This window comes from Qipengyuania sp. JB2-7 (assembly GCF_055693485.1).
The window spans coordinates 2,394,399-2,416,267 of the sequence record NZ_CM146335.1; the positions used below are offsets into that span (position 1 = coordinate 2,394,399).

Genomic DNA, 21,869 nt, shown 5'->3' on the forward strand with positions numbered 1-21,869 from the left:
GGCAATCCAAGAGCCGCAAGCATATCAGGGATCCAACCTTCATCGCGCTTCACATGGAATGTGTTGGTATAGGCCCAAACACACTAGGGCAGATTCAGCCGCTCAGCATGACGACGCACGGCATACGTGTACCGCACGCGCTCGGTAAGATCAGCGGAATCGATCGCGCCAAACTCTCCCAAAAAGAGGGGGACGCCCGTGCGTTTCTTGAAGTCTTGTACCGCAACCGTCATCTTGTTGAGCCATTCCGCGTCGCCATCAATACCAAATTTGCGCGGTGTCGGAGGGGATGGATCAACCCAGCTTGCACCCTGATGAGTGAACGCAAACGGTTCATAGAAATGGAATGTGGCAATGACGTAGGGATCATCTGGTGGATCAAATGTCTCAAGCGATGAAATACCACTCCAGAAATCACCGCCGACGATCACCCGGCGCGTGGGATTGGTTTCGCGGATCGCCGCCAACACATCGATCAGGATCGGTTCCACAACATCATTGGTCAGTTTATTGTGCGGCTCATTGATAATCTCAAACAGCACGTAATCTGACCTGTCAGCATATCTTGCTGCAATCTGTCGCCAGATACCGATAAGCCGATCAGAATGCGCTGCGGGGTCGACAAACAACTCGTCATAGTGATGCATATCGACGATCACATTGAGTTTATATTTCTCCGCCCAATCGACCGTCTGATCAATTTTTTGCATGAATTTGCGATCGAGCGAATATGGTGGTTTGTCATCGGAATAGGCGGAGAAACGAACCGGCATTCGGACAGTGTCGAAGCCGAGCATGGAAATTTCTTTCAAGTCTTGTTCTGTGGGTAAGCGGCCACCCCACGCCTGCCCTTTCGGTTGCTCAAACATGTTACCCAGATTGGCGCATCGCTTGATCACAGGAAACTCAATTTCCTGACCTTTTTCTGCTCCTTCGGCGGTGTTTTCAGCCGTTTGCGCGCTCACTGTCGTGGCCGAGATACTCAAGGCTCCAGCCGCCAAAACATGCGCAATCGTTTTCATAGACACCCGCATTCCCAACTCCCTTCACGCTAGAAATATGACTACGTTGTCAAGATTTGTCTAGCCGTATGCCTCAAAGCAGGTTTAAACGGGATTTAATAGCGAGGAGTACGAGACTATCGCCGCTCAACTTTTGCAGGAATTTTCCCAAAGAATGCAAATTTCTGCAAGCAACAGGAAAGTTTGCTCAGCGGCAATCGACAGCGATCGTGAAGGCTCTTAAGACGTAACGGAATTCACCACTGTGCTGGCCTCTCACCGGCACAACACGGTATCGGGGATAGAACTTGACTACAACCTCTTCATCAGCCCTGCTGCTATTCGGAGCGACTGGTGACCTTGCCAAACGCATGCTGCTGCCGTCGCTATATGCATTGCATGAGGATGGGTTGATTGCAGAGGATCTACGCATTGTCGGCACCGCACGCAGCGAGCTGGATGATGACGGATTCCGCGCGCTCGCCAAGCAGGCTCTCGACACATTTCTTCCTGATGATCGCAAGGACGAGGCGAAAATTGCCAGCTTTCTGTCCCACCTTCAATATCAACCTCTCGATGCATCGACGATAGAAGGCTTTGACGCACTGGCAGCAAAGATAGGTGATATCTCTGGCGGGCTGTCCATATTTCTCTCCACGGCTCCCTTCTTGTTTGAGCCGACTATCCAAGGTCTCAAATCTGCAGGTCTGACCGGTGAGAATGTTCGCATCGGTTTGGAGAAACCGCTGGGCAATGATCTTGAGAGTTCTGCGGTCATCAATAACGCGGTCGCAAGCGCATTCAGTGAAGACCAGATTTTCCGTATCGACCATTATCTGGGCAAAGAGACGGTTCAGAACCTGATGGCTTTGCGCTTTGCCAATATGATGTTTGAGCCGTTGTGGAACGCGAACGGTATCGATCACGTGCAGATCACCATCAGCGAGACCGTTGGGCTCGAGGGACGACACGGCTTCTATGACAGCACCGGCGCACTACGCGATATGGTACAGAACCACATGCTGCAATTGCTGGCGCTGACGGCGATGGAACCGCCCGCTGACCTTGATGCCACTAGCGTGCGCGATGAGAAGGTGAAGGTACTTCGCTCGCTTCGCCCGGTATCCGCCGACGAGATGGTTCGGGGCCAGTATGAAGCTGGGGCCGTCGCTGGAACCGCCGTAGATGGCTATGAAAATGACCTTGGCGATGCATCCGACACGGAAACATTCGTTGCCGTCAAAGCCCACGTAGACAATTGGCGCTGGCAGGGTGTCCCCTTTTATCTGCGCACGGGCAAACGTTTGTCTGAACGACGCAGCGAGATCATCATTCAGTTCAAATGTGTGCCGCACAATATCTTCGCACGGCGTGGAGGTAAGCTAGAGGCGAACCGATTGATAATTCGCCTCCAGCCAGAAGAATATGTGCGCTTGCAGGTTATGGCAAAAGAACCAGGTATGGATCGCGATGGCGTGGTCTTGCGCGAAGTGCCGCTGGACCTCTCACTCACGCATGCTTTCGCAAAAGCACGCCGCCGGATCGCCTATGAGCGATTGTTGCTGGACCTGGTTGATGGCGACCCAACCCTGTTCGTTCGGCGCGATGAGGTAGAGGCACAGTGGCGTTGGATCGATGGTATTCGCCGAGTATGGGCGGACGAGAGCATGTCAGTTAAAGGTTATGGGGCAGGTAGCTGGGGGCCGTCTGCAAGTATCGCACTGACCGAACGCGACGGGGTCAGCTGGCATGAGTGAGTTGACTATCACCACCGGCCCCAAGTTTGACATTTCGGGCATTGCCGATTTCGTCGGGGATATCGTCAATCGGGGTGGCTTCAAATCGATCGCTGTTCCCGGCGGTAGCACCCCCTTCCCTATCTTTGATGAACTGGCAACGCGCAATCTCAATTGGTCAGGCACCACTATCTATCTGACCGACGACCGAATGGTTCCCGCTGACCATGATGCCTCAAACTACGGGCGATTGGTCGCATCATTGGGACCGTCGGGTGCAACGATTGTTCAGCTCGAAGAGGGGATGGAAGCTCCCGAATTCGATCTGGTGTGGCTGGGAATGGGCACCGATGGTCATATTGCCTCTCTATTTCCAAATACCGATCCGCAATTAGATGTGCCCGCGAATGTGGTACGGCTCACCCCCGAACCTTTGCCGCCAGAGGCGCCGTTTGACAGGCTCAGCTGGACTTTGCCCGCCCTGCTCAATACCAAACAGTCTATTCTGGTTATCAAAGGAAAGGGAAAGCACCAAATAGTCTATAACGCGCTTGCGGGTAATCATGGCTTACCTATTGCTCGGTTTTTGGCCGCGTCAAAAACCCCCGTCCGTATTTTTGGGAGCGAGGCATGACCCTCCATCCAGCATTAGCCAAAGTTACCGACCGGATCATCAAGCGATCCCGCGATAGTCGCCAGCGCTATATCAACTTGATTGATCGCGCTCGCGATGAAGGCGTGCACCGGCCAAACCTTAGCTGCGGCAATCTTGCGCATGGTTTTGCCGCGAGTGGTGAAGACAAGTCAGCGATACGTGGCGGCGATGCGATGAATATCGGCATTGTTACCGCGTACAATGATATGTTGAGCGCCCATCAGCCCTATGGTCGCTACCCTGAGCAGATAAAGATTTTCGCCCGCGAGGTCGGCTCCACGGCGCAAGTCGCGGGCGGTGTCCCGGCGATGTGCGACGGCGTGACGCAAGGGCAGCCTAGCATGGAGCTGTCCCTATTCAGTCGCGATGTGATTGCCATGGGCGCGGCTGTTGGCTTGTCACATGGGATGTTCGAAAGCGCGTTGCTGCTTGGGATCTGCGACAAAATTGTCCCAGGCCTCCTGATTGGCGCATTGCGGTTCGGTCATCTGCCAACCATTTTGGTTCCTGCCGGACCCATGCCGTCGGGACTCGCCAACAAAGAGAAAATCCGCATTCGCCAACTTTATGCAGAAGGTAAGGTCGGGCAGGAGGAGTTGCTTGAGGCAGAAAGCGCCAGCTATCACGGCGCGGGAACCTGCACCTTTTACGGCACGGCAAACTCAAACCAGATGATGATGGAGATGATGGGGCTGCACATGCCAGGCTCCAGCTTCGTCAATCCGGGGCAAAAACTACGACAAGAACTGACCCGGGCAGCAGTCCATCGGATCACGCAGATCGGCTGGAAAGGCGACAGCTACCGCCCGCTGGGCCGCTGCATAGACGAAAAAGCGCTAGTCAATGCAGTTGTCGGGCTTTTGGCAACAGGTGGTTCAACCAATCACTTCATTCACTTGCCGGCGATTGGACGCGCGGTACGGCATCCTGATCGATTGGGACGATATGGATGAGCTTTCATCGGTACGTACCGTTGATTTCAAGCGTATATCCCAACGGCGCAGGCGATGTGAACCATTTCCATGCGGCGGGGGGCATGCCTTATGTTATTCGCGAACTGGTTGAGGCGGGGCTTGCTCACAACGATATCATGACCGTTTATGGCGGGTCGTTGCTGGATGGCGCGCGAGAGCCTGCGCTGGACAATGACGGAGAGCTCTCATGGAGCGATGCCGCGACCGAAAGCCGCGATGACAGCATGCTAAAGCCCGTTGGCGCGCCGTTTCGCGCAGACGGCGGTTTGCGCTTACTTGCTGGCAATCTTGGCCGCTCGACAATGAAAGTGAGTGCTGTCGCCCCCGAACGCTGGACTGTAGAGGCGGAATGCCGGGTGTTCGATGATCAGAACCAGGTGATCGACGCGTTCAAATCTGGCGAGTTGGACAAAGACATTGTGGTCGTCGTACGGTTCCAAGGCCCCGCCGCCAACGGCATGCCGGAACTGCACAAGCTTACCTCGCCACTCGGCGTATTGCAGGATCGCGGCTATAAAGTGGCGTTTGTCACGGACGGGCGCATGTCAGGCGCGAGCGGCAAAATTCCCGCGGCAATCCATGTCTCACCCGAGGCTTATAAAGGTGGCACTCTCGCGAAATTGCGCGACGGCGACCGTGTGAAAGTATGCGCGCAGGATGGCATACTTGAGGCGCTCGTCGACGCTGACGAATGGGAAGCACGCGACAATGCCATCGCCCCACCTCCAGCGCTTGGCGTGGGACGCGAACTCTTCGCGATGATGCGGCACCACAGCGATCCCGCAGAGAAGGGCGGTAGCGCGATGCTCGCGGAAGCGGGTTTGTGAGCCTGCGTGAATGAGCGATACCCGTACGATCGTTGTTGCTGACATTGGGGGCACGCATGCGCGTTTCGCTCTTGCGGAGATCGGCGACGGCACGCTGCAATCAATGGATACGCCCGTTAAAATGGCTGCGGCGGATCATGGCAGCCTTCAGATCGCCTGGGAGGCCTTTGCAGAGCGTAGTGGCGGCTCTCTGCCCGATGCAGCCGCTATCGCACTCGCAGCGCCCATACGCGGCGATTTGATCAAGTTGACTAACAATCCCTGGATTGTTCGACCGCCGCTGATCAAAGAAAAACTGAACGTGTCAGACTTTGTTTTGATCAATGATTTCGAGGCTCAGGCCTTCGCGGTTGCAGGTGCAAACGCCGATCAATTCCACCATGTCACCGGCCCACAGGGCCCTCTTCCAGAGAACGGCGTGGTGACAGTTGTGGGTCCTGGCACGGGTCTGGGCGTCGCTGCAATTGTACGCAAGCAGGGCAAGATACACGTCCTCCCGACGGAAGGCGGGCACATCGATTTTGCCCCGCTCGACAGCATTGACGACCGCATCCTGGCACATCTTAGAGCCAAACATACGCGCGTTTCCGTTGAACGCGTTGTGGCGGGATCCGGACTTCGCGCGATCTGGGAAGTGCTCGCTGAAATGGAAAACCGCGATGCCCCGAGAGGTACTGACAAAGAGCTCTGGACCGTTGCATTGGCGGGCAAAGACAGCATCGCCTCTGCTGCGCTGGATCGCTTTTGCATGACCCTGGGATCGGTTGCTGGCGACATTGCTTTGACCCATGGCCCAGGCTCTGTGGTGCTTGCCGGTGGACTAGGGGCGCGGCTGAAGGATCATTTTGGTGCATCCGGATTTGCCGACCGGTTTGCGGCCAAAGGCCGTTACCGATCACTGATGGAAACAATCCCGGTGAAGCTGATTGGCTTGGAAGAGCCAGGCCTGCTTGGCGCTGGACTGGCGTTTGTGGAAAGCCAGAAAGTCTGAACACGACTTAGCCCTTTTTACATTATTGGGGCACGGGTTTCGGCGTCACAAGACACCCAAATTTGGCGAGAGACCTTTATGCACTTGCCGTGGCATTTGCGTACTTCAGAGCTCAAGAAGTTGTAAAATCCTCTTACATGGCTGCCAGATGAACGTGGAGATGGCGTCAATTTTGGGGACAAATAGCATTCGGGAATCGGCTCGATTTGCGGTTCAAAAGTCATGCATTTTCTTCATAAAGAACGGCTAGTCCTTAACGGATGGATAACCATAGTTCGGAAGATTCCGCACTCCTTGAAATCTGCTGATCAAAGCTTTGGACCGCAAATCTAGAATATTTCGAACTTTCTCATGCATGGCGAACACGATCGAACTTTGCCGCTTCATCATACTTAAATAACAACTTTGTATTGTTATTTTTCAATATATTATCTAGTTTAAATAATATATTTTCTAGGATGGGGAAAGCATTGAATTCGGGCGGATTGCAGTGCCTGACAATCTTAAGAATATCTTAATCGACGTCCGTGCAGTCACGCCGTTGGGCGCTTGAAGAGACTACGCCCGAACTCTCGTACAAATGCTGTCGCGCACCGATCTTAAAGTAATTTCGAGGTGGCTCATAGCACTTGGACCCGGGTCACCTTGAGACGTCAAACCAACATGGGTTCGACGTCAAATCTGCCGCTGCAGAAAGCGTTGTAAATTTACGACGTCCTTAAAGGGTCAATAACCATTTTCCGCCATAAGTTCGGTATGAAAACCGAGCACACCACTCACCGTTTGTTGACGACCACCGCCATTGCCGGTGTCGTTGTCGCATTTGCAACCGGCTCCGCAGTCTATGCTGCAGGGGTCCCAGCCGGCACGTTGATCGACAACGTTGCGAGCGCCAGCTTCGATGCTGGCTCGGGTCCAGAGACGGTCGACTCTAACACCGTGCAGCTTCGCGTTGATGAACTGCTCGACGTTACTCTGACCACGCTTGATCCGGGCCCTGTCGGATCAGGGCCAGGCTCTGCGGTACTCACTTTCGAGATCACGAACACTGGCAATGGTCCAGAAGAATTCACGCTCACTGCCAACCCAGCGGTTGCCGGAAATGACTTTGACGTGACGGTCGACAACATCGCGATCGATACCAATGGCAATGGGACATATGACCCGGGTGTCGACACGATCCTGACTGCGCCTGAAACAACACCTGAACTCGCCGCTGATGAGAACGCCACCATCTTCGTGTTGGTGACAGTACCTGGCGGTGTAAGTGATGGTGAGGCAAGCGATGTTGAACTGAGCGCATCAGCAACGACAGGTACCGGCACCCCCGGCACCATCTTCGCTGGCCAGGGCGTCGGCGGTAGCGATGCTGTCGTTGGTGTAACACGAGCCGATGCAACGGCCACCGGCTCAATCGAAGCTGGTCTCACCAACGTTGCTCTCGTCAAGTCCGCCACGGTCACTGACCAGTTCGGCGGCACTAGCCCAGTACCTGGCGCAACGATCACCTATTCTATCACTGCGAATGTCACTGGCAGCGGCGTTGCCAATTCACTGACCGTCACTGACGCTTTCCCGACCGATACAACTTACGCACCGGGCACAATCACTTTGGACGCTGGCACATTGACCGACGCCAGCGGCGACGATGCAGGCGAAGCATCAGGCACCGGCATCTCGGTCGATCTTGGCAATGTCACAGCCGGCACCAGCCACACCATCACATTCGACGTCGTGATCGATTGATCACGCGCACTTCAAAGCAGGACTTGAGACACATGAACATCTTTTCCAAAGTCGCACTTATCGGCTCCTTTATAATAGGCGCCGTCGCAGCACCACTTGCCGCGCAAGAGCAAGCGGTCGAGCTGAAAGGCGATGTTAAAGCGGTAAAGACGATCAGCAATGCCGATGGCAGCACCAGCACCGAACTGGTTGCACCAGAGGTAATCGTTCCTGGCGATCGACTGATGTTCATTACCAGCTATCGCAACACCAGCGCCGAGCCGGCAGAGAACTTTGTGGTGACAAACCCGCTGCCTGCTGCGGTACGTCTGGCGCCAGATGCCGATGGCGATCTGACCGTATCGGTCGATGGCGGCGCTAACTTTGCAAAACTCGCTGCGCTGACCGTCACCGGTGAAGACGGCGCGAGCCGCCCGGCAAATCATGCCGATGTCACACATATTCGTTGGACGCTTGCTTCTGTCGCCCCGGGCGCATCGGGCGAGCTCCAATATCCAGCCATCATTCGCTGACCGGGTCAGCGGGGATAACCGCCACGCTCTGCAGGCGGTGGGATCAGTGCAGAGCAACAAACAGAGGACCATAAAATGAAACGCACTAAACAACTGCTGGGGACGGTAAGCGCTGTGTCGCTTATTGCTTTCACCAGCGCTCCAGCCTTTGCGGCGGGGACAACTGCTGGTGTTGATATCACCAACAACGTCTCTGTCTCATACTCCGTAGGTGGTGTCGCACAGACACCGGAAACTGCTTCTGATACGTTCACAGTTGACCGAAACGTCAACCTGACCGTTGCCGAGGTAGGCGGCGCAGCGACAACGGTTGCTCCGGGTGAGACGCAGGCCGCGATCACTTTCCAAGTGACCAACAACTCAAACGACACGGTTGATTTCGACCTTTCCATTACACAGTCGGTACGCTGACGATTTCGACATTTCAAATGTCCAGTTCTTCTTGGATGACGGCAACGGCATTTTCGACGGCGCTGACACACTGATCACCTTCCTCGACGAGGTGATTGAAGACCAAACACTGACCGTTCACGTTGTTGGCGACACAGCCAGGTACCGTTTCTGACGGTGATACCGCTGACGTGACATTGGTCGCCGACGCGCACGCGGCATCAGGTACAGCTGGTTCGCTTGGCGCAGAACTAACCAACACCGCCGGTGCAAACACCACCGGGATCGATACGGTTCTGGCCGATGACGACAATGCTGATATTGCAGGCGATGACAGCAGTGACGGCGATGATGCAGATACTGACAGCTATGTCGTTTCTGCAGCTGCAGTCACAGTTGCCAAAACCAGCACTGTCATCAGCGACCCGATCAACAACACCACAAACCCGAAAGCGGTTCCGGGCGCGATCGTTGAATACTGCATCGTGGTATCAAACGCGAGCGGTGCAACCGCCACTGGAATTACCGTAAACGATGACTTCTCAAGTGAATCAGCCCGCTTGAACTTCGTCCCGGATGCATATGCTGGTTCGACCGACATTGTTGTCGACGGCGACGGCAGCTGCACCGGCGGTACACCCACTGAGAAGGGCTACACCGCAGCAACTACTGTTGTGAGCAACGCCTTGAGCAACGTAGCAGCTGGCCAAGCCCGCTCGCTCCGTTTCCGGGTAATCATCGAGTAATACCGAGCAACTGGGGGCATCAAAATTTGATTTTCCCGGTGCTCATCACACGATGAAGCGCATACGGTCCTTTACACAAAGATTGGCGGCAGTGCTGGGCGCAGCACTGCTGCCTTTCGGCGTTCCCGGATCGGATGCACATGCTCAGGAAATCTCAAACGTCGCCGATGCGACGTGGAGTTTCCAAGGCATTGATTATACTACGCAATCCAACGAGACCATAACGCCAGTCGAACCAGCTATCGCTCAGATCGAAACCTTTCGACCAAGCGATAGCGGTACGACTACTTACATTCCGCGAACCATTCTGTGCTGCGACTTCCAGCCAGATGTCACAATCACAGATGTCGCAGAACTCACCGCAAAACATCTCCGTGGATCGCACGGATGTGATTACCGTTGGTCAAGAATTGTTCTTCGAGGTCACAGCTGTCGCTGGAAACCTCGATTCTAATGCGATTGACAGCCTACAAGCGACCCTGACATCACCCGCAGGCGATAGAGAAGAGATTACAATCTTCGAAACAGGTGTCGACACAGGCATATTTGCAGGTCGGATTGGTACGCGTCGGGCACCACCAGCGCCTACTCAGCTTAATTGCACTCTCAGCCTGCAAGACGAACAACCACTAACCATATCGGTTACACCAGATGGCAGTGATGCTATCGTGGTAACTGCAGAGGTTGATGTCCTAGCCGACCCATTCGGTGTTGTTTTCGATAGCGAAACCGGCGAACCAGTAGATGGTGCAGTCGTAACTCTGATTGATGCTGCAACGGGGCAACCCGCCACGGTTTTCGCCGAAGACGGCGTTACGCCTTGGCCATCCACGGTCATCTCAGGCAACCCGATTACCGATGGGGCCGGAAATGTCATTCCCATGGGACCTGGGGAGTATTGGTTCCCGCTGACGTTCCTCGGAACCTATCGACTAGAGATTACCCCGCCGGATCCATTTACTGCGCCTTCCGTGGTGCAGCCCGATCAGATCGCGCAATTGACCCGGCCTGGTGGCGGGAATTTCGTGATCCTCGATGCATCATATGGCGGCACGTTTGAGCTCGACAGCCCGATCCCCGTGCAAATCGACATACCGCTTGATCAACCAAGCGGTCCAATTTCGGTGTCAAAGACGGCTTCGCGCGCTTTGGTACAGCCGGGCGACGCGATCTTCTATACCGTCACCGCTACAAACAATGATCCAAATAGGATCAAGCGTAATGTGATTTTGACCGATGAGGCCTCGCCTTGGCTGAGGCTCCGGCCCGATTCCGTCCGTTTGAATGGCGAAGAAGCACTAAGGCGCGGTGTCTTTCACGCCCGATGGTCGCGTATTGACCGTTCAAATCGGCGATGTCCCCGCGGGCAGCAGCAGCCGCGTCACATATGCGATGACAGTGCGCCCTGATGCGCCACCGGGCAATGCCGAAAACCTGGCGACGGTTACTGATCTGCTCGGACAGAGCGCCATTGCCAACGCATCTGTGCGAGATCAACCGCGATACTATCGCTGGCCGGATGACAATCATCGGTCGCGTGGTCGCTGGCACGTGCCACAAGGACGATCAGCGCGTTGGTATCCCCGGCGTGCGCGTGATGATGGAGGATGGCAGCTTCGCCATTACCGACGTCGATGGCCGTTATCACTTTGATGGCGTCGTACCAGGCACGCACGTCGTTCAGGCGAGCCGTATGACCCTGCCAGAGGGAGGTGAGTTCATCGACTGCCACCGCTCGACACGCAATGCAGGCAGCTCAAGCTCACAATTCGTGATCGGTCAGGGTGGTTCGCTCAAGGTCGCCGATTTCTATGCCAAGGTTCACCCCCAAGCATTCGAAATTCTGCAGCAGATTTACAAAGATGCTAAGCAGCCTGCACCAGTTGCTGACACGCTAGACACCGACGCAGACATGCGTGGCGGAGGCGGTGATCCTGAAACTCGTAGCGATGGGCCCCCTCAGGCAGCCACAGAGACTGGTGAAAGTAACGACACCGGCACTGACTGGATGGCACTTGGCGATGGCCCAGACGGTTGGCTATCCCCAACGGTCGATGAAAATCCGCGTGCGCCGGCAATCCGTGTCGCGATCCGTCACCGCCCACAATATACAGTCAACCTGACAGTTGACGGCCAGCCGGTAAACGCGCTGAATTATGAAGGCACGCGCAAATCGCCTGATGGCAAATTCGCGGTCAGCCAATGGCGCGGCGTGCCGCTTAACGGAGAAAGCACCGTCTTCGGAGGCGAAATCGTTGATAGCTACGGCCTGCTAGTCACCGAGCTGGAAGCCCGCGAAGTCTTCTTCACAAACACGCCAACCCGGGTGGAGCTGGTGCCCGAACAATCCAACCTGATCGCTGACGGCCGGACCAACCCGGTAATCGCAATCCGCGTGCTTGACCGCAACAACCGTCCACTGCGCGAAGGCATCTCTGGCCAGTTCACCCTGAGCGCCCCATATCAGAGTTCGGCGCAGCTAGAACAACAACAGCTCAACCAATTGACCGGCCTCGGCAACACGCAGGCACGCTATGTGGTTGAGGGCGAAGATGGCATCGCACTTATCGAACTCGCCCCGACCATGGTGAGCGGCTCGCTGCGCCTTGACTTCCGTTTTGACGATGGCGAGGTCAGCCGTGAGCAGCAGCTTGAGACATGGATCGAGCCCGGCGACATTGAATGGACCGTCATCGGCCTGGCAGAAGGCTCAATCGGTTCGCGCACAGTGGCCGACAATATGGAACGTGCTGGCAATTTCAGTAGTGACCTTGGTGATGAAGCTCGCGTCGCGCTATATGTAAAAGGCCGCGTTCTGGGCAAATATCTTGTCACACTGTCCTATGACAGTGCGAAGCAGCGCGACGATCAGCGTCTCTTGGGCGCACTGGATCCAGACGCATATTACACTGTCTTTGGTGATGGTTCGAGCCGCCGCTTTGACGCTGCATCTCGCGACAAGCTGTATGTCCGCATTGAAACCGCAACTTTTTACGCGCTGTATGGCGATTTCGAAACCGGCTTTGATCAGGCCCGCCTGACCCGCTACAATCGCACCGCCACTGGTGTGAAAGCCGAGGCACGTCTTGGACAGATCCAGGCACAGGGCTTCGCTGCTGAGATCGGCACACGCTTCCGCCGCGATGAAATTCAGGGTGAAGGCATTTCTGGCCCCTATCGCCTGAGCGCACGCGGCATCATTCCGAACAGCGAAAAGGTCTCAATCGAAATTCGTGACCGGTTCCGTTCAGAACTGATCGTCGAAACGCGTGCTCTGACCCGCTTTATCGATTATGACATCGATCTGCTGTCAGGCACGATCAGCTTTAAACAGCCTGTGTTGAGCCGTGACTTCAACCTCAACCCGCAATTCATCGTGATCGACTATGAAATCGACAGTTTGCAGGGCGGTGAGCTGAATGCTGGTGTTCGCGCCGCATGGACCAGCAAAAACGGCGCAATCCGCGTAGGCGCGAGCGCCGTAACAGACCGCGGCGACGATGCTCGAACAAATCTAGGTGGCGTGGACGTCAAAGCTAGAATTGGTCTTAATACTGAAGTGCGCGCCGAGCTCGCCCTGAGCGAACAAGATGGCGAAACATCAAGCGGATGGCTTGTCGAGGCTCAGCATCAGAGCGGCACCCTCGACCTGCTGGCATATGTCCACTCGCTCGACAGTGACTATGGCGTTGGTCAACAAAACGGCGCCGAGCGTGGTCGCCGTAAAGTTGGCGCCGATGCCCGTGTACGCGTGAGCGAGCAGCTATCTGTTCTTGGTAGCGTGTGGCAGGATGATGCGCTGACGGATAACAATCGTCGCCGCGCTGCCCAGCTTCAGATGAACTATACTGGCGAAGATACCGATTTCCGCTTTGGCCTAGCTCACTTCAATGATCGCCTTGACGATGGCACGACCAACAGTTCAACCGTTTTCGAGGGTGGCATTACGCACCGCCTGTTGGATAACAAGCTTGAGCTGAATGCATCGACGGCAGTTCCGCTGAAGAAAACTGAGAGCATCGATCTGCCGCTACGCCACCGTTTCGGTGCGCGCTATGCAATTACCGATGATGTCCGCTTGCTGGGTCTTTATGAGATCGCCAATGGCGAGAACATCGATGCCCGCACCGTCAGCGGTGGTATTGAACTGACGCCATGGAACGGTGGCCAGGTGATTTCTTCGCTTGGAAAACAGCGCGTGGATGAAAGCGGTGAGCGGACTTTCGCGTCTTTCGGCCTCGCACAGTCACTTCAAGTGGATTCTAGTCTGACCGTTGATGCCACTATTGACGGCACGCGGACACTTGGCGGCACGCCAGCAAGCTCTGACGTCATCAATCCACTTCAACCAGTTTCGAGTGGCGGTCAGCTAGGATTGAACGGCACACAGTTTGAAGACTTTACGGCCCTTACGCTGGGCGCGGCATGGCGCAAAGATCGCTGGAGCGCGACGGCTCGCGGTGAATACCGTGATGGTGAGTTTGCTGATCGCAAGGGTGTGATCGCAGGTGCTATCCGGCAACTTGGCGAAGGCAAGACGCTGGGTTCGGGTATCACTTGGACGCGCGCCGAGGCAGAGAACGGCCCGACTACCGAGATTTTTGATGCGGCGATGGCCCTCGCCTTCCGCCCCGATGAATCTGAATTCGCTTTCCTCAGCAAGCTGGAATATCGCAGTGATGCCGTAACCGGCGCAGTCGCTGGCGAGACCGGTGCTGCTGGCCGCACGGCCCTGCTTGTTAACGGCGATGCAAAGTCGCGCCGTCTGATCGGTAGCGTTTCAGCCAATTGGTCGCCGCGCGGCGAAGATGATGCTGGCAACATTACACGCCGCGATGAATACGGTCTTTTCCTTGCCGCGCGTCACAACTTCGACCGTTTCGAGGGCTTTGACCTCGGCACGACCAGCATTCTTGCAGGCGCAGACGCACGGATCGGCCTGACTGATCGCATTGAGATTGGCGGCACCGCAACCGTTCGCACAAATCTCGATGATAATGTGACCAGCTTCTCAGTTGGCCCGCAAGTCGGGTTTGTGCCCGCAGACGGTGTGCTTCTTACTGTCGGGTATAATGTTGCCGGCTTCCGTGATGAAGATTTCTCAGCCGCCCGGAACACGGACAAGGGCATTTACGCGTCAGTACGCCTGAAGTTCGACGCGGACAGTTTCTCTTTCTTGCGGAGAGATTGATGAGCGGTGCAATGTGCAATCGAGAACGGCATCGTAAACCGGCGCTTAACCATAGCGGTTTAGCACGCATGGCTGTGTCAAACGCTCAAGAAGCTACTGAATTGCCGCTGTTCTCTCGCCACAACACGCTATATCTTGTGCGCATAATGCTAGTGATGGTGTCGATTGCCTGGACATCGGTCGCATTTGGCCAAACCACCACAAGCTATATCAGCTCGGTCGATGCAGCAATTAACAGTTCGACTACATGCACTGCACCGTTGACTCGCACATTTAACGTAACAGACAACTTCACAGTCACCGACGTCGATATCGGCGTGTTCATCCGCCATACTTATCGTGGCGATCTCCGCATGCAGCTACGCTCACCAGCAGGAACGGCGGTGCTGATCGTCAACGGATCCGGAGCAGTCAGCGGCAACAACTTCAATGTGTTGTTGGATGACGCGAACACGCAAGTCGTAAACACGGATGGCAACACTGTGAACCATTCTGGCACACAGCCGCCGCCGTGGGACAACGACTTCAGCCCGAACAGTGCTTTGTCCGCTTTTAATGGCGAGAACAGCCTTGGGACTTGGAGTCTCGATATTTGCGACACCTTCCCCGATGAAGATGATGGCACTTTTGACTTCGCGCAACTATTTCTGACAGACACGCCGTCCAACTTTGCTGATCTCTCAGTTAGCAAAAGCGTCAACAATCTGACCCCCGCTAACGGAACGGCGATCACCTATACGGTTCAGGTTTCGAGCGCAGCCTCATCAACCCAGAACGCCACAGGCGTGGTAGTTCAAGACTTGCTGCCTCCCGGTGCAGACTATGATAGCCACACCAGCCCCGGAACATCTTACAATCCCGGCACTGGCGTATGGACGGTAGGCACACTTACTCCCGGTCAGACACGCACCTTGACCATTCAGGCAACTGTCAATGTGACAAACGGGACGACCGTTACAAACGTTGCGGAGATTACCAGCTCATCCATCATCGATCTCGATTCCACACCTGGAAATGGTGTGACCACGGAAGACGATTACGACACTGCCTCCTTCACCGTAACCGGAACAAGAACAGCAGGAACCCCGCCAACTTTATTCTGTCCAGCAGGCACAACCCTGTTCGATTGGGACGCGCGGCCCTGGCCCGCAGGATCATTGAACAACAGCTATGTGATGGCGGGTTTTGGAACGGTCAATATCGCCGTATCGACCGATGGAAGCTTCGAGAGCTTAGCAGCATTTGGCGGGCAGACCCCTGCTCTGGCGGGTGGTGGAACAGGTGGCAACACTGGTGGGCTTCCCGGAGGCGAGCTATCGCTTCATCAGTTCCTTGATTTCGACAATATCTTCCAGACCGCAACAACTGTGGTCACTCTACCAAATGGCGTCGCAGGGCTTCAATTCACCGTTTTTGACATCGATTTTGCCAACAATGATTTCGCAGACAAGATAACTGTAACCGGAACCTACAAAGGATCGACGGTTATTCCTACGCTTACCAACGGCGTGTCCAATTACGTCTCCGGTAATGTAGCGATCGGCGATGGGACAGCTGGCAATACGTCAGCGGATGGGAATGTCGTCGTCACTTTCACCAGCGCAGTCGACACAGTCACGATTATTTATGGCAATCACACGACGGCCCCTGCGGTGCCGGACGGGCAGGCATATACTTTCCATGATTTCACGTTCTGCGCTCCGTCAACGAGCCTATCTGTACTTAAAACCAGCGCCGTTTTCTCCGATCCGGTAAATAATGCGACCGATCCTAAAGCGATCCCCGGCGCACTGATGGAATACAACATTCTTGTATCGAATAGCGGCATTTCCGACGCTGATACCAACACTGTTATTGTAACCGATACGGTTCCCAACGAAACGAAGTTCTGTCTGGCCGATCTTGGCGGCGTCGGTGCAGGGCCGATCCGATTCATCGATGGCGGCACCGCTTCGGCGCTTACCTACACCTTCAACTCAATCGGCGATGGTGCCGACGATCTTGAGTTTTCGGACGACTTCGGCGCGACATACACATATTCGCCCACTGCGGATACTGACGGATGCGACACCAATATCACAAATTTCCGAGTGACACCCAATGGCGCGTTTTCTGGCGGCGGATCATTCACGCTGCAGGCGCGATTCATTATTGAGTAGCACCGCACGGCGCAGCTCAACCGCTAGCGCGGCCTTTCATTGCCACTCACGGTGATTGCTTGTATAGCAAGCTAACGCCCCGCATTGCAGTGCATCTGCAGCGCGGGGCGCCGACTTTCAGGGCAAGGGAATGAATGCGCATGTCGCGACGCCGCCAGATCTACGAAGGCAAGGCCAAAATTCTTTACGAAGGGCCAGAGCCAGGCACCATCATCCAATACTTTAAGGATGACGCGACTGCATTCAATGCAGAGAAAAAGGGCACGATCAACGGCAAGGGCGTGATCAATAACCGCATTAGCGAGTATGTGTTCACGCGCCTTTCTCACATCGGTGTACCCACTCACTTCATTCGTCGCCTGAACATGCGCGAACAGCTGGTGCGGCAGGTTGAAATCGTGCCGATTGAAGTGGTGGTGCGCAACATCGCTGCTGGTTCAATCTGCAAGCGCCTCGGCCTGGAAGAAGGAGAGCCGCTGCCGCACACGCTGATTGAGTACTATTATAAGGATGATGCGCTCGGCGATCCTCTGATCGCGGAGGAGCACATTGCCTGTTTTAACTGGGCGAGCAATGAAGAGATGCAGGACATGTCCTCTATGGCCATCCGCATCAATGACTTTCTGTCGGGCATGTTCAGTGCCATCGATATCCGCCTGGTGGATTTCAAGCTGGAGTTTGGCCGCCTTTACGATGGCGAGTTCAGCCGGATTATTCTGGCCGATGAGATCAGCCCTGATGGATGTCGATTGTGGGACATGAAGACCGCCGAGAAGTTAGACAAAGACCGTTTTCGGCGCGACCTGGGTGGCGAGGAAGAGGCGTATCGCGAAGTTGCGCGACGCCTCGGCCTACTTCAGAATGAAGACAATGGCCCTGGCGAAGTGCTCGACCTGACAGAGCATCGCGGTCGTCTCCGTGGGAATCCAACGAAAAAGTAGGCAATTTCCGCCGCCCCTCTGCCAGCGCGATTTTCCTCAAGAGAGCCAGAATTCATGCTATTGTCAGGCTGGTGTTTTTAGGCCAGCCAGATTGCCATGATTTCACGTCTGCTGTTTCCGCTCGCCCTGCTCTTTACTGTCCCGGCCTTCGCCCAAACAGAGAGCACGCAACAACCGCCTGAAAACGCATCGATAGAGACCAACTGGGATCCCGCGATTTGGGAGCTGCAAGATAGCGAGTTTTCGCCCGAGGATGGTTGGTACTTTGGTAAGCTGCCTAATGGAATGCGCTACATCATCCGACGAAACAACCGGCCCGAAGGAACCGCTTTGGTTCGCATGGAGATTGATACCGGATCTCTGAATGAACGCGATGATGAGCGCGGATATGCGCACTATGTCGAACACATGGCATTCAACGGATCGACCAACGTTCCGGAAGGTGAGATGATCAAGCTGCTCGAACGGCTTGGCCTTGCCTTCGGGGCAGATACAAACGCTTCAACAAATTTCGAACGTACGCAATACAAGCTCGACCTTCCCCGCGCGGACGAGGAGCTGCTTGACACAGCACTGATGCTGATGCGCGAAACTGCCAGCGAGCTGACGATTTCCGAAGAGGCCGTTGAACGCGAGAGAGGCGTCATTCTGTCTGAGCGCCGAGTGCGTAACAATTATTCGCTCAAAAACATCGTTGATGGGCTGGAATTCGCATATCCAGGGGCCCGAGTTGCGCAACGCTTGCCGATCGGGACGCTAGAGACGCTTGAGGCGGCTAACGCCGCAAAGCTGCGAGCATTTTGGGAACGGGAATATGTGCCACAAAATACCGTCGTCGTGGTCGTAGGCGACTATGACCCGCTTCTCGTTGAGGCAAAGATTCAAAATCGTTTCAGCGACTGGTCCGCGGCCCCTCGACCCGCCAATCCAGAACCGGGGCCAGTCGATCCAGACTTTTCGGGCGCGACCGACATTTATATCGATCCAGCCCTGCCTGAATCGGTCACATTGATGCGCCATGCACCCTATATTGATCGCTCAGACACGCTTGAAGAGCGCCGACTGGCGTTGCTGCGCCGCCTTGGTGCACGAATGATAGCTCGCCGCTTACAGAGGCTGCGCCGCAGCGAGGACCCGCCATTTCGCAGCGTCAGCCTATCGACAAGCAATTTCTTTGAGAGCGGCAGGACCACGCAGCTTGCAATCAGCGCAGAACAAGGCGGCTGGAAACGCGCCTTGACGGTTGGGATTGATGAATATCGTCGTGCGATGCTGCATGGCTTCACCCAGGCCGAGCTAGATGAGCAACTGACCAATTTGCGCACCGCACAGGAAAATGGCGTCGCGAATGCGGCGACTCGCCAGAACAGGCTATTTATCAATCAAGCGTTCGCGATTGCGCGTGGAAGAAATGTCCCGACAAGCCCAGCCGATGCGCTGGCACGGTTTGAGGATTTCGTGCCTCATATCACACCCGAGGCTGTGCTGGCCGCCATGCGGGCCGATGCTATAGCGCTCGACGATCCGCTTATCCGCTTCTCTGGTAAAGTAGCGCCAGAGGGAGGGGAAAACGCATTGCGGGCCGCAGTTGAGGAAGCCTTTGCCCGCGACGTCCTGCCTCCTGAAGATATAGGCACTGTCGAATTTGCCTATACCGATTTTGGCGAGCCAGGGGCGATTGAGAGCGACACGCTTACGAGCGAACTGGATATCCGTACAATCCGCTTTGCCAACGGTGTGATGCTCAACTTGAAACCGACTGATCTTTCCGATGATCGGATCGCAATCAGATTGTCGCTTGATGGCGGAAACATGCTCACCTCGAAAGAGAATCCGTTAGCGGTTGAGCTGGCCTCCCTTCTCCCGAGCGGTGGGCTTGGCAAGCACTCCAGCGATGAGTTGCAATCAATCCTTGCTGGAAGGTCGGTGGGCGCGCAGCTGAGAAGTGGCTCACGCGTATTCACCAGTTCGGCAACTACAACGCAGCGTGATTTCGAGCTGCAAATTCAGGTGCTGGCTGCCTTTCTAACCGATCCTGGCTATCGCGCTGAAGGATTGGGGCCATGGCGCAAAGGTCTGGACGATTTCTTCGCTCGGCTCGGGCGCGCCCCCGGCTCGGCGCTGGGTGAGGCATTTGGTCCAGTTCTGTCTGACGGTGATCCCCGCTTTTCTCGTCAACCGATTGAGGCTTATCGTGCGCTCGATTTCGACAAGCTCTCTGAGACGATTTCTGATCGCTTGCAAAACGGCGCGCTGGAAATCGCACTGGTCGGTGACTTTGACGAGGATGAAGCGATCCGGGTCATCGCAAATACGTTTGGCGCCCTTCCCGCTCGTGAGCGTGAGTTCCGCAATTATGACGATGAGCGCCGCCAACGTGCATTCACCGGTAATCGTGAGTCGCGCGTCATTGAACATCAGGGCGAACCCGATCAGGCGCAGCTTACCTTAGTTTGGCCAACCGCTGACAATTCCGACTGGGAACTGACAAGCCGCCTTTCTCTGCTTGCCCGTGTCATGCGGCTGGAGCTGACCGAGGCGCTCCGCGAGGAACTAGGGCAGACGTACTCGCCCAGTGCATCGTCGCGGCAATCAGAGACTTACCGAGGCTACGGCACATTCTCCATAGGTGCGGCGATTGATGTGAACGAAGTCGAGGCCGTACGCGAGGCGATGATGACAACCCTTCGCCGGGTCATCACCGATGGCCCAAGCCAGGATACGATCGATCGCGCACGCCGTCCGCTGCTCGAATCACTCGACAACCGCCTAAAATCAAATGGAGGCTGGATGAGGTTGGTGGATCGCGCACAAAGCCGCCCAGAGGATATAGCCCGCTTTCTAGGTGCGCGGGCACGTCAAGAAGCGATCACGCCTGATGAGCTTCGGGCGTTGGCGGCTCAATACCTGAAGCCATCAGACGCCGTGGAATTTGTGGTTATGCCAGACGATAGCGATAAAGACTGAGGAAGATGTACCAGTGTCGCTTGCGCGGCGGTACGTTGCCCGGCATATGCGCGCGGCATATACAGAAAGCTCACAGCGTAAGGCTGTGCCCTGATGAAGGCTAACCAATGAAAGTACGCATCCATGTCAGCCTGAAACCCGGCGTTTTGGACCCACAGGGCCGCGCTGTGCATCACGCGTTGGAGGGGCTGGGTTTTTCCGGTGTAGATGACGTTCGCATAGGTCGGCTGATCGAAATGGATGTCGCGGATGGTACGAGCGATGAAACGCTCGCCGATATGTGCGAAAAGTTGCTAGCGAACATGGTTATTGAGAATTATCGGATTGAGAAGGCCTGATGTCCATTCGCGCCGCCGTCGTTACTTTTCCCGGATCAAACTGCGACCGAGATATGGCGGTTGCGTTGGAACTGGTCACTGGAACTCCTGCAATCAGGGTGTGGCACGGCGACGCTGACCTGCCCGACGGCCTCGATTTTATCGCTCTGCCCGGTGGATTTTCATACGGTGACTATTTGCGGTCTGGGTCAATGGCCGCGAACAGCCCAATCATGCGCAGCGTCAAGGCGGCTGCGGAACGCGGCGTCCCGGTACTTGGCGTTTGCAACGGCTTTCAGGTTCTGACGGAAAGCGGTCTGCTTCCGGGTGCATTGATGCGCAATGCCAGTCAGAACTTCATCTGCCGCACGGTCGAGCTAAAGGTCGAAAATACTCAGACGATCTTCACAGGCGGCTATGACGCGGGTGAGACGATCAATATTCCGGTTGCGCATCATGATGGCAATTACTTCGCCGATGCAGACACGCTTGATCGCTTAGAGGGCGATGGCCGCGTGGCCTTTCGTTACACCGGACCATGCAACGGGTCTCAGCGTGACATTGCTGGCATTTTGAACGCCGCTGGCAATGTTCTGGGCATGATGCCTCACCCCGAGCGTGCAGTGGATGCTGCGCATGGCGGCACCGATGGCAAGGCTCTGTTTGAAAATGCGGTGCGAGCATTAGTCGACGCTTAGCGCCTAAGCGCCTCACCG

15 protein-coding genes and 1 pseudogene are annotated in these 21,869 nt (G+C 55.5%); 15 read left to right on the top strand and 1 reads right to left on the bottom strand.

Annotation, left to right across the window (positions count from 1 at the left end; genetic code table 11):
• Nucleotides 1-83 precede the first annotated feature (83 nt).
• Entirely contained in the window at nt 84-1,022 is a 939-nt protein-coding gene (locus tag ACZ1GM_RS12070) for a glycoside hydrolase family 5 protein (RefSeq protein WP_472676672.1), read from the bottom strand.
• Between the two features lie 287 nt (nt 1,023-1,309).
• On the opposite strand from ACZ1GM_RS12070, the gene zwf reads away from it, so the two are divergent.
• The 15 genes and pseudogenes from zwf to purQ all read left to right on the top strand — a co-directional run bounded on the left by zwf (nt 1,310) and on the right by purQ (nt 21,851).
• Entirely contained in the window at nt 1,310-2,758 is a 1,449-nt protein-coding gene (gene zwf, locus ACZ1GM_RS12075) for a glucose-6-phosphate dehydrogenase (RefSeq protein WP_472676673.1), read from the top strand.
• Complete coding sequence (locus ACZ1GM_RS12080; RefSeq protein WP_472676674.1) at nt 2,751-3,371, top strand: 6-phosphogluconolactonase; 621 nt, start codon at nt 2,751-2,753, stop codon at nt 3,369-3,371. The genes zwf and ACZ1GM_RS12080 overlap by 8 nt, the downstream gene beginning before the upstream one ends.
• Nucleotides 3,368-5,193: pseudogene (gene edd, locus ACZ1GM_RS12085) on the top strand (phosphogluconate dehydratase). The gene ACZ1GM_RS12080 and the pseudogene edd overlap by 4 nt, the downstream one beginning before the upstream one ends.
• A gap of 10 nt (nt 5,194-5,203) precedes the next feature.
• Nucleotides 5,204-6,184 carry a glucokinase gene (gene glk, locus ACZ1GM_RS12090; RefSeq protein ID WP_472676675.1) on the top strand — a complete coding sequence of 327 codons (981 nt, stop codon included), beginning with the start codon at nt 5,204-5,206 and terminating at the stop codon, nt 6,182-6,184.
• Nucleotides 6,185-6,940: 756 nt separating this feature from the next.
• Nucleotides 6,941-7,930, top strand: a complete 990-nt coding sequence (locus ACZ1GM_RS12095) for a hypothetical protein (protein WP_472676676.1) — start codon at nt 6,941-6,943, stop codon at nt 7,928-7,930.
• A gap of 32 nt (nt 7,931-7,962) precedes the next feature.
• Nucleotides 7,963-8,442 carry a hypothetical protein gene (locus ACZ1GM_RS12100; RefSeq protein ID WP_472676677.1) on the top strand — a complete coding sequence of 160 codons (480 nt, stop codon included), beginning with the start codon at nt 7,963-7,965 and terminating at the stop codon, nt 8,440-8,442.
• Between the two features lie 75 nt (nt 8,443-8,517).
• Nucleotides 8,518-8,853: a hypothetical protein gene (locus ACZ1GM_RS12105; RefSeq protein WP_472676678.1), complete on the top strand. Its 336-nt coding sequence runs from the start codon at nt 8,518-8,520 to the stop codon at nt 8,851-8,853.
• 125 nt (nt 8,854-8,978) lie between these two features.
• Nucleotides 8,979-9,578 carry a hypothetical protein gene (locus tag ACZ1GM_RS12110; protein ID WP_472676679.1) on the top strand — a complete coding sequence of 200 codons (600 nt, stop codon included), beginning with the start codon at nt 8,979-8,981 and terminating at the stop codon, nt 9,576-9,578.
• A 329-nt stretch (nt 9,579-9,907) separates the two neighbouring features.
• A complete protein-coding gene (locus ACZ1GM_RS12115; RefSeq protein WP_472676680.1) occupies nt 9,908-10,987 on the top strand; it encodes a hypothetical protein in 1,080 nt (359 codons plus the stop codon).
• A 62-nt stretch (nt 10,988-11,049) separates the two neighbouring features.
• A complete protein-coding gene (locus ACZ1GM_RS12120; RefSeq protein ID WP_472676681.1) occupies nt 11,050-14,769 on the top strand; it encodes a carboxypeptidase-like regulatory domain-containing protein in 3,720 nt (1,239 codons plus the stop codon).
• Nucleotides 14,770-14,837: 68 nt separating this feature from the next.
• Nucleotides 14,838-16,928 (top strand): proprotein convertase P-domain-containing protein, encoded by a 2,091-nt coding sequence (locus tag ACZ1GM_RS12125; protein ID WP_472676682.1) that lies wholly within the window; start codon nt 14,838-14,840, stop codon nt 16,926-16,928.
• A gap of 140 nt (nt 16,929-17,068) precedes the next feature.
• On the top strand, nt 17,069-17,869 hold the full coding sequence (gene purC, locus ACZ1GM_RS12130; protein ID WP_472676683.1) for a phosphoribosylaminoimidazolesuccinocarboxamide synthase: 801 nt from the start codon (nt 17,069-17,071) through the stop codon (nt 17,867-17,869).
• A gap of 96 nt (nt 17,870-17,965) precedes the next feature.
• Entirely contained in the window at nt 17,966-20,836 is a 2,871-nt protein-coding gene (locus ACZ1GM_RS12135) for a M16 family metallopeptidase (RefSeq protein WP_472676684.1), read from the top strand.
• Nucleotides 20,837-20,943: 107 nt separating this feature from the next.
• A complete protein-coding gene (gene purS / locus ACZ1GM_RS12140) occupies nt 20,944-21,174 on the top strand; it encodes a phosphoribosylformylglycinamidine synthase subunit PurS (RefSeq protein WP_472676685.1) in 231 nt (76 codons plus the stop codon).
• A complete protein-coding gene (gene purQ, locus ACZ1GM_RS12145; RefSeq protein WP_472676686.1) occupies nt 21,174-21,851 on the top strand; it encodes a phosphoribosylformylglycinamidine synthase subunit PurQ in 678 nt (225 codons plus the stop codon). The genes purS and purQ overlap by 1 nt, the downstream gene beginning before the upstream one ends.
• The last annotated feature ends 18 nt before the right edge of the window (nt 21,852-21,869 follow it).